This window comes from Cellulosimicrobium sp. GQ32 (genome assembly GCF_059758455.1).
Window position 1 is genome coordinate 24,577 of record NZ_JCAXEP010000016.1, and the last position, 13,450, is coordinate 38,026.

The 13,450-nt window shown below is 74.7% G+C and carries 14 protein-coding genes; 9 read left to right on the forward strand and 5 right to left on the reverse strand.

Going from position 1 to position 13,450, the window contains the following annotated elements; translation table 11 throughout:
* Nucleotides 1–40: 40 nt before the first annotated feature.
* Nucleotides 41–343: a hypothetical protein gene (locus AC6CH9_RS19490; RefSeq protein ID WP_498156368.1), complete on the reverse strand. Its 303-nt coding sequence runs from the start codon at nt 341–343 to the stop codon at nt 41–43.
* A 144-nt stretch (nt 344–487) separates the two neighbouring features.
* On the reverse strand, nt 488–1,231 hold the full coding sequence (locus AC6CH9_RS19495) for an MOSC domain-containing protein (protein WP_498156369.1): 744 nt from the start codon (nt 1,229–1,231) through the stop codon (nt 488–490).
* 89 nt (nt 1,232–1,320) lie between these two features.
* On the opposite strand from AC6CH9_RS19495, the gene AC6CH9_RS19500 reads away from it, so the two are divergent.
* Nucleotides 1,321–1,941 (forward strand): class I SAM-dependent methyltransferase, encoded by a 621-nt coding sequence (locus AC6CH9_RS19500; protein WP_498156370.1) that lies wholly within the window; start codon nt 1,321–1,323, stop codon nt 1,939–1,941.
* Nucleotides 1,942–1,963: 22 nt separating this feature from the next.
* Here the strand turns inward: AC6CH9_RS19500 and AC6CH9_RS19505 are convergent, their stop codons facing one another.
* Together AC6CH9_RS19505 and AC6CH9_RS19510 are read right to left on the reverse strand one after the other, a co-directional pair.
* Nucleotides 1,964–2,239, reverse strand: coding sequence for a hypothetical protein (locus AC6CH9_RS19505; RefSeq protein ID WP_205206671.1), 276 nt, complete (start codon nt 2,237–2,239; stop codon nt 1,964–1,966).
* Nucleotides 2,240–2,242: 3 nt separating this feature from the next.
* On the reverse strand, nt 2,243–3,307 hold the full coding sequence (locus AC6CH9_RS19510; RefSeq protein ID WP_498156371.1) for a C2 family cysteine protease: 1,065 nt from the start codon (nt 3,305–3,307) through the stop codon (nt 2,243–2,245).
* Nucleotides 3,308–3,457: 150 nt separating this feature from the next.
* Between AC6CH9_RS19510 and AC6CH9_RS19515 the strand changes: the two genes are divergently transcribed.
* From AC6CH9_RS19515 to AC6CH9_RS19550, 8 genes are all read left to right on the forward strand, one after another.
* Entirely contained in the window at nt 3,458–4,000 is a 543-nt protein-coding gene (locus tag AC6CH9_RS19515; RefSeq protein WP_498156372.1) for a hypothetical protein, read from the forward strand.
* A gap of 3 nt (nt 4,001–4,003) precedes the next feature.
* Nucleotides 4,004–4,291: a hypothetical protein gene (locus AC6CH9_RS19520; protein WP_498156373.1), complete on the forward strand. Its 288-nt coding sequence runs from the start codon at nt 4,004–4,006 to the stop codon at nt 4,289–4,291.
* A gap of 102 nt (nt 4,292–4,393) precedes the next feature.
* A complete protein-coding gene (locus tag AC6CH9_RS19525) occupies nt 4,394–5,890 on the forward strand; it encodes an amino acid permease (RefSeq protein ID WP_498156374.1) in 1,497 nt (498 codons plus the stop codon).
* A 27-nt stretch (nt 5,891–5,917) separates the two neighbouring features.
* Entirely contained in the window at nt 5,918–6,808 is an 891-nt protein-coding gene (locus tag AC6CH9_RS19530) for an aminoglycoside phosphotransferase family protein (RefSeq protein ID WP_498156375.1), read from the forward strand.
* A gap of 79 nt (nt 6,809–6,887) precedes the next feature.
* Nucleotides 6,888–8,684: an AMP-binding protein gene (locus tag AC6CH9_RS19535; protein ID WP_498156376.1), complete on the forward strand. Its 1,797-nt coding sequence runs from the start codon at nt 6,888–6,890 to the stop codon at nt 8,682–8,684.
* 334 nt (nt 8,685–9,018) lie between these two features.
* On the forward strand, nt 9,019–10,713 hold the full coding sequence (locus tag AC6CH9_RS19540; RefSeq protein ID WP_498156377.1) for an NAD(P)/FAD-dependent oxidoreductase: 1,695 nt from the start codon (nt 9,019–9,021) through the stop codon (nt 10,711–10,713).
* A 111-nt stretch (nt 10,714–10,824) separates the two neighbouring features.
* On the forward strand, nt 10,825–11,409 hold the full coding sequence (locus tag AC6CH9_RS19545; RefSeq protein ID WP_498156378.1) for a PASTA domain-containing protein: 585 nt from the start codon (nt 10,825–10,827) through the stop codon (nt 11,407–11,409).
* Between the two features lie 165 nt (nt 11,410–11,574).
* The gene (locus AC6CH9_RS19550) at nt 11,575–12,258 is read left to right on the forward strand and encodes an SDR family oxidoreductase (protein WP_498156379.1); all 684 of its coding nucleotides are present in this window, start codon (nt 11,575–11,577) and stop codon (nt 12,256–12,258) included.
* Nucleotides 12,259–12,261: 3 nt separating this feature from the next.
* Here AC6CH9_RS19550 and AC6CH9_RS19555 read toward each other — a convergent pair whose 3' ends face one another.
* Complete coding sequence (locus tag AC6CH9_RS19555; protein ID WP_498156380.1) at nt 12,262–13,431, reverse strand: hypothetical protein; 1,170 nt, start codon at nt 13,429–13,431, stop codon at nt 12,262–12,264.
* Nucleotides 13,432–13,450: the final 19 nt, after the last annotated feature.

Below are 13,450 nucleotides of genomic sequence, written 5' to 3' on the forward strand. Positions count from 1 at the left end.
CGGAGGGCACCGGCGGGCCGGTCGCATCCGCGTGCGGAGGTCAGAGACCGCCGTCCGCGGAGACGGAGACGATCGAGCTGACCGACGGCGCGCTCGCACGCGAGATGCCGCCCTTGGCCACCCAGGCGCCGTACGCCACCCTGACCTGACCGTTCGACACGTACTTGACGACGACACGCGCCCGCGTGCAGCTGAGGTTCGTGACGCTCGCCGTCGCCCCGTTCAGGGTGGGCCCGCTGACGCTGCACCCGACGACTGCGGCCGACGCGGCCGGGGCCGTGGCGGCGACCGCACCGGTCGCGAGGAGACCTGCCACGAGGGCCGCGCTGAGGAACTTCTTCATGTCGTGCTCCCTGCTTGATCGACATTGATACGAGTGAGCGCTCAGCAGGGAGCGTAGTGGAGCGCGGCCAGTTTGTCAGTGGTGCGCATGAATTCACTCGACGCGCCACCGTGGTGTTGTCGCCGCAGGTGGGACGCGTTCCGCTCAGTCCTCGATGCGCCGCCCGGCCGCGATCTCGGCGCGGGCGCGCAGCTCGTCGGACAGCCGGACGTCGCCCTCGAGGTGCGCGGCGAGGAGCCGGCGCGCGACGCCCGCCGCGCGCTCCGGCTCCGCGCCGCGCGCGTTCCACGCCCCGAACCAGTCGGCGAGGGTCACGCCGTGCTCGGGCCGGTAGCAGACGGTCACCGCATCTCCCGCCGCCAGCTCGCCGTTGCGCACGACCCGCAGGTACGCGCCCGTCCGGTTCGCAGCGGTGAAGCGCTTGACCCACTTGTCCTCGCCGAGCCGTCGCGCGAACGTCGAGCAGGGCGTGCGGGGCTGGGTGACCTCGAGCAGCGCGGTACCGACGGACCAGCGCTCCCCCACGACGGCCTCGCTCACGGGGATGCCGCGCACCCGCAGGTTCTCCCCGAACAGGCCCGGTGGGATCTCCCGCTCGAGCTGCCCGACCCACCAGTCGGTGTCGTCCTGCCCGTACGCGTACACGGCCTGCTCCTCGCCGCCGTGGTTCGCGCGGTCGGCCTGGAGGTCGGCGTAGAGACCGAGGCGGCGCACCTTCACCGGCCCGTCCACGGGCCGCTTGTCGATCGCCGTGACGCCGACGGGCCCCGCGTCGGGCAGGAGTGCGTGCACGCGGCACACGGCGAGGACCTCGCCCGTCGGGGCGCTGGAGGCGAGGTCGGTCACGGGCGCGGTGCCGGGTACGGCGGGCGGTGCGGCGGGAGACATCCTCCGATTCTCGCAGCGCGCCGAGGCGGAGGGCACCGGGGACCAAGGTCACGGGACCGGTCTCACCCCGCGCGGGTAGCGTCGTCGCCATGAGCGCCACCCGTCCCTCCCGCTGGGAGCAGAAGACCGCGGCCGACCCGTCGCACTCCACCTGGTACGTCGAACGGTTCCGCACGATGGCGGCCCGCGGGGCCGACCTCGCGGGCGAGGCGCGGCTGGTCGACGCCATGCTGCCTCGCGGCTCTCGGGTGCTCGACGCCGGGTGCGGGCCGGGGCGCGTCGGCGCGGAGCTGTTCGCGCGCGGCCACACGGTCGTCGGGGTCGACGTCGACCCGGTCCTCGTCGAGGCCGCACGCACCGACCACCCGGGGCCCGACTGGCGCGTGGGCGACCTGGCCGAGCTCGACCTGCCGTCCGAGGGTGTCACCGAGCCGTTCGACGCGATCGTGTGCGCGGGCAACGTCGTGACGTTCCTCGCGCCGGGCACCGAGGTCGAGGTCCTGCGCCGCTTCCGGGCGCACCTCGCGCCGGGCGGGCGGGCCGTCGTCGGCTTCGGGACCGGACGCGGCTACGCGCCCGAGCGGTTCCTCGCCGACGCCGAGGAGGCCGGGCTGCACCTCGACCTGGCCCTCGCCACGTGGGACCTGCGCCCGTGGACCCCGGACGCCGACTTCCTCGTCGCCGTGCTCTCCGCCGACGCGGCAGGCTGAGCGCCGCCGCCGACCGCACGGCTCAGGCGGGCGTGAACGTGAACGTGACCGCTCCGCTCGAGCTCCCCGGCTCTCCCTCCACGTCGTCGACGTGGAGCATGCCCGCACCGTGGAGGTCGATCGTGTCCCCGAGGTCCGCCCGCAGGACGTCCTCGCCGCGAGGCGAACGGACGGCGAGCTGCGCGAGCGCGCGCCCCGCGCCGACGCCGACGCGCATCACGCCCACCCGCACGTCGGCGAACTCCGCCTGCGCGCCCTGCGGCACGCGCGCCCGGCGCACCTCGTCGTTGCCTGCCATGCGTCAGCCTCCCGTGTAGACCGAGTCGAAGTTCTCCTTGTACTCCTGCTCGGTGAGCCAGAGGTCGCCGACCTTCTGCTCGCCGTCCAGCATGCCGCCGCCGGGTCCCCACGGGTTGACGACGTGGATCTTCAGCTCGCCGTCGACCTCCTTGACCTCGGTGACGACGTACGCGTGGTTGGGGACGATGCGGCTGTCGTCGACCTCGTCCTCCCAGAACCAGAACGCGTCGTCGTCCTCCGTGCCCACGGCGACGGGCCCGTCCTTCAGCCGGTCCTGGATGTCGGAGAGGCTGAGCTCGCCCGACCGCTCGGCAGGACGGCCCGTGATCGCCTCGAACGCGTCGTCGGAGTGCCCGCCGTCGATGTCCTGGTAGTCGCCGCCGAAGTACTCGGCCGCCGCCTTCTCGTAGATCGAGACCCAGTTCGGCTCGCCGTTCTGGCCGCCGACGCCGTTCTCCGGGACGGTGGGCTCCACGACGATCTCGACCGGCTCGCCGTCCTTGTACATCGTCACGGTGTACGTGCCGTCGTCGTTGAGCCGGATGTGCTCGCGCAGGAAGTTCGGGTCGGTCGTGGTGACGGCGCCCAGGCCGGCGAGGAACCAGCAGTCCCCGACCTGGCCCTGGTTGATGTCGTCGATCGAGAAGTCCTCGTTCTCGAGGTCGATCGGCGGGACGTCCTCGTAGTCGCCGAGGTCGTCGGTGAGGTCCGGGTCGCCGGGCCGGTCGCCGTCCTCGCCCGGCGTGCTGCGGTCCCCGCCGCCTCCGCCCGACCCACCCCCACCCGGGCCGCCGACCCCGTCGGTGCTCGCGCTCTCCTGCTGGTCCGCCTGGCGCACGACGGCGGCCGCCGCGTCGCCGAGGATCGCGCCGACCGCCGCGACGGCCGGGCCGTGCGACGTCGACCACTCCCCGCGCAAGGCGTCGCCGTCCGGCCCCTCCCAGGGGCTGGACGTCACCAGCGCGTCGAGCTCGCCGCGCAGCGACGTCAGCCTGTCGGCGGCCTCGGACAACCGCTGTCCGAGCTGTCGCAGCCGTGCGACGTCCGCCCCGTACATCCCGCTCATGTCTCCCCCTCGCCCGCAGGTCGCCGCGACGGTACCGCCGTCCGCCCACCCGGGGCCATGGGTCGTGCTCCCCATCCAGCCGCGGGTCGCGCGTCCGACGGCGCTGGTAGCGTCCCCCGCGGACGCGCACGCGACGACCGAGGGGGACCCATGACGGAGCAGGCCACGACACGGCGCGAGAGCGCACCCGCGCGGGCCGCGGGGGTGGTGCTCGTGCTGGCTGCTCTCGCCACCGTGGCCGCGTGCGGCGCCGACGAGCCGGCGGAGCCGCCCGCGCCGGACGCCGTCACGCAGTACGAGCAGACAAGGCAGGACGTCCTCGCTGCCGTCCAGGGCGTCTACGGCGCGGACGGCTGGACCGACGACGGCGGGGGCGCCACGGCGACGGCGCAGGACGACGGTCGCTGCGTCGTCTTCCTCCCCGACGCCCGGGCCACGCCGGGGGGCGAGGACGCGTACGGCCTGATCGCCGAGGTCCCCGACGCGATCGCCCCGGTGCTCGACGAGCACGGGTTCGGCGAGCCGTCCGACGTGGTCGAGGCCGAGCACGGCGGGTCCGCCTCGGTCGAGGCCACGGACCCGGCGGGGTGGTCGGTGCGCGTGACGGCCGACGGCGACCTGGTCCGCCTCGACGTGTCCGGCCCGGTCGACCTCGACCCGTGCGACGAAGCCGGGCTGCCGGGGCTCGGCTGAGCCGTGCCGTCGTACCGCGTGACCCTCACCGTGGGTCTGCTGCGCCCGGGCGCCGACCCCGAGGCCGTGCTCCCCGCCGCTGCGGCGGCGGCACGCGCCCTGACGACGGTCGAGGCGTACGACGTCGGCGTCGTGCGCGGGGAGGCCCGCGTCACCGTCCGCTTCCTCGCCGACACGGACGCCGCCGCGCACGCGGTCGCCGACGCCGTGGAGGTCGGCGTGCGCGCCCACGCCGCGACGTCCGGCGGCCGCCTGACCCGCCGCTGGGGGGCGCGCTGGCACCCGGCCTGACCGCCGTCCGCTCGGGGCAGGGCGCCGGACCGCCACCGCGCGACGTCGGCGCGGGACCGGTTCAATGGACGGACCTGTCACCGACGCCGGGGAGGCGAACCCGTGGCCACGAGGACCGGCCTGTTCCGTCGCAAGTCCGTCGAGGACTCGCTCGCGGCGATCGACGACCCGGAACGCTCGCTCAAGCGCAGCCTGACCTCCTGGGACCTCGCGGTCCTCGGGGTCGCGGTCGCGGTCGGCGCGGGCATCTTCTCCGTCGGCGCGACGGCTGCCGCGAACTATGCGGGACCCAGCGTCATCGTCTCGTTCGTCATCGCGTCGATCGTGTGCGCCCTGGCCGTCATGTGCTACGCCGAGTTCGCGTCCGCGATCCCCGTCGCCGGGTCGGCGTACACGTTCTCCTACGCGACCATGGGCGAGCTCGTCGCGTGGATCATCGGGTGGGACCTCATCCTGGAGATGCTGCTCGCGTCGGCGGTCATCGCGAAGTTCTGGGGCGTCTACCTGGGCGACGCGTTCGGGCTGTTCGGCATCGACCTGCCGCTGACCATCCCGATCGGTCCGGTCGACCTCGAGTGGGGCCCGGTGTTCATCGTCGCGGTGTTCACCACGCTGCTCGCGATCGGCACCAAGCTCAGCACGCGCGTCAACAGCGTGTTCACGGTCATCAAGGTGGGCATCACGCTGTTCGTCATCGTCGTCGGGTTCTTCTTCGTCGACGCGTCGAACTACTCGCCGTTCGTGCCGCCCGCCCAGCCCGCGCCGGAGCAGTCGGCGCTCGAGCAGCCGCTCGTCGGCTTCCTCACGGGGCTCGAGCCCACGACGTACGGCGTGATGGGCCTGCTCGCGGGCGCCGCGCTCGTCTTCTTCGCGTTCATCGGGTTCGACGTCGTCGCGACCACGGCCGAGGAGGCCAAGGACCCGCAGCGCACGCTCCCGCGCGGCATCCTCGGCGGCCTCGCGATCGTCACGGTCCTGTACATCCTCGTGACGCTCGTCGTGACGGGCATGGTGTCGTACACCGAGCTCGCGGAGTCCGACGCGCCGTCGCTCACGACGGCGTTCATCCTCGTGGGCGCGGACTGGGCCGGGCGCGTGATCTCCGTGGGCATCCTCATCGGCCTGACGACCGTGATCATGGTGCTGCTCCTCGGCCTCACGCGCGTCGTCTTCGCGATGAGCCGCGACGGTCTCCTCCCCCGCGGCATCTCGCGGACCTCCCACCGGTACCACACGCCGATCCGGCTCCAGGTCGGCATCGGGATCGTCGTGGCGCTCATCGCCGGGCTCTCCCAGGTGGAGCTGCTCGAGGAGATGATCAACATCGGGACGCTCTCCGCGTTCGTCCTCGTGAGCTTCGGCATCCCGATCCTCCGCCGCTCGCGGCCCGACCTGCAGCGCTCGTTCAAGGTGCCGTGGTCGCCCGTGCTGCCGATCGTGTCCGGCGTCGCGTGCCTCTGGCTCATGGCCAACCTCACGACGCTCACGTGGCTCCGCTTCCTCGGCTGGGTCGTCGTGGGCCTGGTGATCTACGCGTTCTACGGTTACCGGCACTCGGTCGCGGCCCGCGACACCCTGAAGGGTGACGTCGCCGCGTAGGGTCGCCGCGTCGGTACCGTGGGCGCGATGAGCGCCACGGAGACCGCGACCACGGCCGACCTCGTCCGCGAGGCGCTGGCGGAGCAGCACCCCGACCTCGCCGGGCTGCCGCTCCGCGAGGTCGCGGGCGGCTGGGGCAACCAGATGTGGCGGCTCGGCGACGACCTGGCCGTCCGGGTGCAGCGCATGGACCCGACGCCGGAGCCCCAGCTCAAGGAGCGGCGGTGGCTGCCCGTGCTCGCACCCCGCCTGCCGCTCCCCGTGCCCACGCCCGTGCGGCACGGCGAGCCGTCCGCGCGGCTCCCGCGGCACTGGACGGTCATGACGTGGGTGCCCGGCGAGCCGCTGGACCACGGCGCGATCACGCGGGGCGAGCACGCCGCCGACGCACTGGCGGGATTCCTCCGGGCGCTGCACGTCGCGGCGCCCGCCGGCGCGCCGACGTCCACGGACCGGGGCGCCCACCCCCGCGACGCCACGAACGGCTTCGAGGGGTTCCTGCGCGCCGTCGCCCCCGACGACGCCGCCGCCGTCCGGTCCGTCTGGGCCGACGCCGTCGCGGCCCCCGCGTGGGAGGGCCCGCCCGTGTGGGTGCACGGGGACCTGCACCCCGCGAACGTCGTCGTCGCGGACGGGACGCTCGCGGGCGTCGTCGACTTCGGCGACCTCTTCGCGGGCGACCCGGCGTGGGACCTCGCCGCCGCCTGGGTGCTGCTGCCCGCCGGCACCGTCGCGCGGTTCTTCGACGCCTACGCGCGCGCCGACGACGCGACGGTCCGGCGCGCCCGCGGGCTGGCCGCGCTCAAGGCCCTCTTCCTCCTGCTCATGGGACAGAACGGCGACCGGGGCCTGCCCGGCGGCAAGGCCCACTGGGGACCCGCGGGCCGGGCTGCGCTCGACCACGTCCTCGCGGGCTGACGCCTCGCCGCGCGCTGTCCTCCCCTGCTCGGCACCGGGGCCGCACAGAACCTACGCAACCGTAGGTTACGGTGGCGTAGTGAACACTCTGGCGACGAGGCCGTGGACCGACCGCTACGCTCCCGGCGTCCCGACGGACGTCGAGATCCCCGACGAGCCGGTCACGGCCGCCCTCTACCGCGCGGCCGAGCGCTGGCCGGACCGCGTCGCGATCGACTTCTTCGGCGCGACCACGACCTACGCGCGGCTCGTCGCGCAGGTCGAGCGCGCCGCGAGCGCCCTCCATGACCTGGGCGTGCGCCACGGCGACCGTGTCGCGCTCGTGCTGCCCAACAGCTCTTCGCACGTCGTCGCGTTCTACGCCGTCCAGCGCCTCGGCGCGGTCGTCGTCGAGCACAACCCCACGTACACCGCAGACGAGCTCGCGCACCAGCTCGCCGACTCCGGGGCGAGCGTCGCCGTCGTGTGGACCAAGACCGTGCCCGCGGTGCTCGAGGCCCGCACGCACGCGCCCGACCTGCGCACCGTCGTCGGGCTCGACATCGCCCGCGACCTGCCCCGCGGGAGCCGCCTCGCGCTCCGCCTGCCCGTCGCCCGCGCGCGGGTCCAGCGCGACGCGCTGCGCGGCCCCGTCCCCGCAGGTGTCCCCGACTGGCACGACCTCGTCCGCCGGGCGCGGGGGCTCCCGCCGGCGCTCCCCCACCCGGGCGCCGACGACGTCGCGCTCCTCCAGTACACCGGCGGCACCACGGGCACCCCCAAGGGCGCGGTGCTGACGCACCGCAACCTCGTCGCGAACGTCGTGCAGGGCCAGGCGTGGGCGACGTTCGAGGAGGGCGCCGAGACCGTCTACGGCGTGCTGCCCTTCTTCCACGCGTTCGGGCTGACGTTCTGCCTCACCCTGCCCGCGCGTATCGGCGCGACGCTCGTCGCGTTCCCCAAGTTCGACCCCCAGGCGTTCGTCACCGCGCAGGCGCGCCGTCCCGCGACCTTCCTCCCCGGCGTCGCGCCGATGTTCGACCGCATCGTCACGGCGGCCGTCGACGCGACCGGGGCGGGCTCCGACCTCACCTCGATCCGCCTCGCGTTCGCGGGCGCGATGCCCATCACCCCCGAGACCGCGCGGCGCTGGGAGGACGCGACGGGCGGGCTGCTCATCGAGGGTTACGGCATGACCGAGACGTCGCCGATCTCGCTCGGCAATCCCTGCTCCGACGACCGGCGCCCCGGCACGCTCGGCGTCCCCTTCCCCAGCACCGAGATCCGCGTCGTGGACGCCGACGCGCTCGACGCGGGCGACCTGCGCGACGCCGACCCCGAGCCCACGGACGACCCCGCAGCGCCCCGCACCGTGCGCGGCGAGCTCCTCGTGCGCGGCCCGCAGGTGTTCCGCGGCTACTGGAACCGCCCCGAGGAGACCGCGCACCAGCTCCTCGACGACGGCTGGCTGCGCACCGGCGACGTCGTGCGGGTCGCGCTCGACGGCCCTGACGCCGGTCTCGTCACGCTCGTCGACCGCATCAAGGAGATGATCGTCACCGGCGGGTTCAAGGTGTACCCCTCCCAGGTGGAGGAGCACCTGCGCGGGATGCCGGGCGTCCGCGACGTCGCCGTCGTGGGCGTGCCGGGCAGCGGCTCGGACGAGCACGTCGCGGCCGTCGTCGTGCTCGACGACGCGGACGAGGCCGCCTCGCCCCCGCGCGTCGACCTCGCCGCCGTGCGCGAGTGGGGCGAGAAGCGCCTCGCCCGCTACGCCCTGCCCCGCACGCTCGCCGTCGTGCCGGAGCTGCCGCGCTCCCAGATCGGCAAGGTCCTGCGCCGCGTGGTCCGTGAGGACCTCCTGCACCGCGACGACGTCGAGCACCACCGCGCCTGACCCCCCGCCCCGACCCGGCGACTGCCGAGGTAGAACCCCGGTCGCGCGAGGTAGAGCCGTGGTCGCGCGAGGTAGAGCCCTGGTCGCGCGAGGTAGAGCCCTGGTCGCGCGAGGTAGAGCCGTGGTCGCGCGAGGTAGAGCCCTGGTCGCCGAACGAGAACCCAGGTCATGCGGTCGCCCGGGGTGCGTGCGGACCAGGGTGAGACGACGCCGGGCGGGGTGGGTGGTGGTGCCGCGTCGTGGCGGGCCTGGAACGCGGGATCGTCCGGAGTGAGCCGGCGAACGCAGGACGATCCCGACCGAGAGCACGGGAGCCGCGAGGAACGAGCGGCGCATGGTCGACGCGGCACCACCACCCACCCCGACCACCCCAGGTGACCAGACCGCCGTCGGGCAACGTGACCACGGCTCTACCTCGCGCGACCACGCCTCTACCTCGCGCGACCAGGGCTCTACCTCGCGCGACCACGCCTCTACCTCGCGTGACCAGGGCTCTACCTCGCGCGACCACGGCTCTACCTCGCGTGACCACGCCTCTACCTCGCGCGACCACGGCTCTACCTCGCGTGACCACGGCTCTACCTCGCGCCGCGGCGCCCTGGTCGGCGCGGGGGCGGGGTTCGCCGTAACCTGGCAGACGTCGTCGGCGACGTCCGCGACGCAGGCGGGCGGGCACCGGCGCTCTCCCACCCCGTCGCCCCGAGGAGGCCCCGTGCCCGAGCCCGTCACCGCTGCCCCCGCACCGGCAGCCGCCGCCCCCCTGCCGCACGTCGTGGTGGTCGGCGCCGGGTTCGCCGGTCTCGCCGTCGTCAAGGGGCTCGCGAAGGCGCCCGTGCGCGTGACGCTCGTGGACCGCCGCGTCTACAACACGTTCCAGCCGCTGCTCTACCAGGTCGCGACGGGCGGGCTGAACCCCGGCGACGTGACCTACTTCCTGCGCGGGCTGCGGCTCAAGCAGAAGAACGTGCGGGTCGTGCACGAGCACCTCGTCGGCATCGACCACGAGGCGCGGCGCATCCGGCTCCTCAACGACGAGTGGGTCGACTACGACTACCTCGTCGTCGCGAACGGCGTCACGGCCAACTTCTTCGGCACCCCGGGCGCCAAGGAGAACTCGTTCCCGATGTACTCGCGGTCCCAGGCGATGAAGATCCGCGACACCCTCTTCATCCGCCTCGAGAAGGCGGCGGCGAACCCCGGGACGGACGAGGGGCTGCGCGTCGTGGTCGTGGGGGGCGGCGCGACGGGCGTCGAGGTCGCGGGGGCGCTCGCCGAGCTGCGCACCGCCGGCCTGCGCCCGGCGTACCCCGAGATCCACGGCGACGCGTTCGAGGTGAAGATCGTCCAGCGCGGCGGCGAGGTGCTGAAGTCGTTCCACCCCAGGCTGCGCCGCTACGCCGCCGAGGAGCTGCGCCACCGCGGCGTCGGCCTGCACCTGGGGGCCGGGGTCGCGGAGGTGCTGCCGGACGCCGTCGTGCTCACGGACGGCACGCGCATCCGCTCCGACCTCACGGTCTGGTCGGCGGGCGTCCACCCGCACGAGGAGGTGGACGACTGGGGCCTGCCGCGCGGCGAGGGCGGGCGCGTCGTCGTGGGCGACGACCTCCAGGTCGAGGGTCTGCCCGGCGTCTTCGCGGCGGGCGACATCGCGATCTCCCCCGCCGGGCTGCCACAGCTCGCGCAGCCGGCGATCCAGGCGGGCGAGCAGGTCGCGCGCAACATCGAGGCGCTGCTCGCCGGGCGCCCGACGTCTTCCCTGCGGTACTTCGACAAGGGCACCATGGCGGTCATCGGACGGCGTGCGGCGATCGCCGAGGTGGTCGGGAGGCTGCGCCTCACGCGCGGTGTCGCGTGGCTCGCGTGGCTGTTCGTCCACATCATGGGGCTCATCGGGCCGCGCAACCGGCTGACGACGCTCGCCGGCCTGGTCACGCGCTACGGGTTCCCGTTCCACCGTCGCCCGATCCCCATCGTCGGCGACGTCCCGACCGTCCGGCCGCCCAAGCGCACGCCGCCCCGTCGCGGCTGAGGCGTCCGAGGATCACCCGCCGTCCTCGGTTCCCCCGGCCGCGGCCGGCGCGACCGTCACGTACCCTCGAAGACGCAAGGAAGTTTGCAGGGGCAACCGGGGGCACGTGTGGTGGCAGGACGAACGACGGCACCGTCGACGACGACGGGCCGGACGCAGAAGGACATCTCGCAGCAGCGCAGAGCGCATCGCGGAGCTCGCTCGGGCCCGGCGACGGTGCCGCGGCGCGCGCGCGTGGTCGTGCTCGCCGCCGTCGCGGTCGCGGCACTGGCCGGGTGCCGCGCCGAGGCCCTGCCCGGCGGCCCCGGGACGCCGACGCCGTCACCCACCGCGCTCCCGACCGCGACCCCCACGACCGAGCCCACCGACGAGCCCACCGGCTCCCCGACCTCCGGGCCGGGAGCCCCGGTCCCGCCCGGCGGGTCCGACGGCGTCGAGGTCTCGGTCGAGATCGAGCCCGCGTTCCCGATGCCGAACCTCGTGGAGACCAGGCTCAAGCAGGCACGCGCGGACCTCGAGAAGCGCGGCGCGGCGAGCGTCGTCGTGGTCGACGCGCGCGACCCGGGCGCGGGCACGCTGCCGGGTGCGTCGAACGGCTGGACGGTGTGCGCCCAGGACCCTGCGGGCGGAGACCTCCTCCGCGGGTCGGCGACCGTGACCCTCGCCGCGGCGCCCAACGCGCGACACTGCCCCTGACGCCTTCCCACACCCTGACGCCGGCCCGGGTGGCGGCGTCGGCCTCGGGAGAGCACGGTGGGATCCTCACCGCGAGATCGGCCGGACCGTCTCGAGATCGGCCTCCTGTGGGTCGATCGCGACCCCTCGGGTCGATCTCGACGTCAGCAGACAGGAGTCCGCCGCATGAAGATCGCCCTCGTCGGTGCCCACGGCAAGGTGGGTCGGCTGCTCGTCCCGATCCTCGTCGACCACGGCGCCGCCGTGACCGGGATCGTGCGCGCCGAGGAACAGCTCCCGCTCGTCCGCCGCCTGGGCGGCGAGCCGCTCCTGCTCGACGTCGAGCACTCCCCCGTCGACGCGCTCACCGCCGCGCTCGGCGGGTTCGACGCCGTCGTGTGGTCCGCCGGGGCGGGCGGCGGGAGCCCGGAGCGCACCTACGCCGTCGACCGCGACGCCGCCTGCCGCTCGATGGACGCCGCCGCGGCCGCCGGCGTCGGCCGCTACCTCATGGTGTCGTGGATCGGGTCCGTGCCCGACCACGGCGTCGACCCGGACTCGAGCTTCTTCGCCTACGCGGACGCCAAGCTCGCCGCCGACGACCACCTGCGCGGCACCGACCTCGACTGGACCATCCTCGGGCCGGGCACGCTCACCGACGACGACCCGACCGGCGCGATCCGCGTCGTCGGGGACGGCGCCGACGGGCTCGACGGCGCCGACGACGTCCCGGGCGGCGCCGCCTCGCAGGTCTCGCGCGCGGACGTCGCGATGGTCGTCGCGCAGGCCGTGCGCACCCCCGCGACGGTCGGCCGCTTCGTCCGGTTCACCGCCGGCGACACCCCCATCCTCGAGGCGCTCGACCGGTAGCCGTCAGCGCCCGAGGCGCCGTTCCACGCGCTCGCGCAGGTCGAGGGCCGTGCGGCGCCACGTCGCCGCACGCGCGACGACCGACCCGACGCTCGTGTCCTCCGCCCGCACGTGCACGACCTCGACCCCGCGCTCCGCGGCGGTGCGGACGATCGTGTCCGTCGCGCCGCGCAGCGCGAGCTGGAGCAGGACGGACGTCGTGCTGGCCTGCGCCTCGCCCGTCCCGAACCGCCGCCGGTAGACGACCTGCGTGACCACGCGGTCGAACATCGGGTCCGGTGGCACGTCGGCCGCGTCCGCGCCGTCGGACCGGTCCGCAGCCCCGCCCTCGACGCCGGACGCGCCGAGGAGCGCGTGCGCGTCGGCGACGACGTCGGCGCCGTCCGCGTCCGGCGGCAGCACGGCGAGGTAGAGCGAGAGCAGGAGCTCGCTGATCTTGCGGAGCACCCACGCACGGCCGGGCAGCGGGGGCAGCGCCACGACGTACTGCGCGAGGTTCACCTCGAGCGCCTCGGCCGACAGGCACGTCCACGCGGGAGCGGTGCGGACCTCGACCACGCGCTCCCAGTCCACGTCCTTGCCGTCGAGGCCCACGCGCTGCGGGCCGATCGTCACGGCGCCGAACCGGTCGAGCAGCGCGAGCGGCGCCGTCGCGAACCGCGGCACGTACGGGACGAGCCGCACGACCCCCTGGACAGACACGTCCCACTCGCGCTCGAGCGGGTACGACGGCCGCGGGTAGGCGGCGATCGCGCGCCGCACCCAGTCCGCGACGACCTCGTCGAACGCGCCGTCGTCCGCGGCGTCGTCGAGCAGACCCCCGTCCGCGGCATCAGCGTCGTCGGTGCCGTCGGCCACGGCACCGTCGTCCCCGAGCGCCTCGACGAGCGCGTCCTCGAGCGCGGTGTCGAGGTAGGGCTCGGGAGCTGCCTCGGGCGCCGGGTCGAGGTCGTCGCGCCGCGCCCGACGGCCGGGGAGCGCCACGGGCAGCGAGAACGACGGCCGCGGGAACGTGGGGCGCGGCAGCGCAGGGAGGGCGGGGACGCGCAGGAGGCGCTTCTCGCCGAGCAGCCGCGCGAGGGTGCTGCGCTCGTCGCCCGACGTCGTGCCGGGCAGGTCGGGGCCCTCGCCCGGCTCGTCGCCCGTCGTCGTGAGGAACGGTTCCTTCGCCACCTGACCCCCTCGTCCGCCG

What these genes read in the sequence shown, in the direction of transcription:
- AC6CH9_RS19515 (WP_498156372.1), top strand. Translation starts at nt 3,458, where the DNA reads ATGACGGAGCAGGCCACGACACGGCGCGAGAGCGCACCCGCGCGGGCC.
- AC6CH9_RS19500 (WP_498156370.1), top strand. Translation starts at nt 1,321, where the DNA reads ATGAGCGCCACCCGTCCCTCCCGCTGGGAGCAGAAGACCGCGGCCGAC.
- AC6CH9_RS19490 (WP_498156368.1), bottom strand. Translation starts at nt 343, where the DNA reads ATGAAGAAGTTCCTCAGCGCGGCCCTCGTGGCAGGTCTCCTCGCGACC.
- AC6CH9_RS19550 (WP_498156379.1), top strand. Translation starts at nt 11,575, where the DNA reads ATGAAGATCGCCCTCGTCGGTGCCCACGGCAAGGTGGGTCGGCTGCTC.
- AC6CH9_RS19530 (WP_498156375.1), top strand. Translation starts at nt 5,918, where the DNA reads ATGAGCGCCACGGAGACCGCGACCACGGCCGACCTCGTCCGCGAGGCG.
- AC6CH9_RS19495 (WP_498156369.1), bottom strand. Translation starts at nt 1,231, where the DNA reads ATGTCTCCCGCCGCACCGCCCGCCGTACCCGGCACCGCGCCCGTGACC.
- AC6CH9_RS19540 (WP_498156377.1), top strand. Translation starts at nt 9,019, where the DNA reads ATGGTCGACGCGGCACCACCACCCACCCCGACCACCCCAGGTGACCAG.
- AC6CH9_RS19510 (WP_498156371.1), bottom strand. Translation starts at nt 3,307, where the DNA reads ATGAGCGGGATGTACGGGGCGGACGTCGCACGGCTGCGACAGCTCGGA.
- AC6CH9_RS19505 (WP_205206671.1), bottom strand. Translation starts at nt 2,239, where the DNA reads ATGGCAGGCAACGACGAGGTGCGCCGGGCGCGCGTGCCGCAGGGCGCG.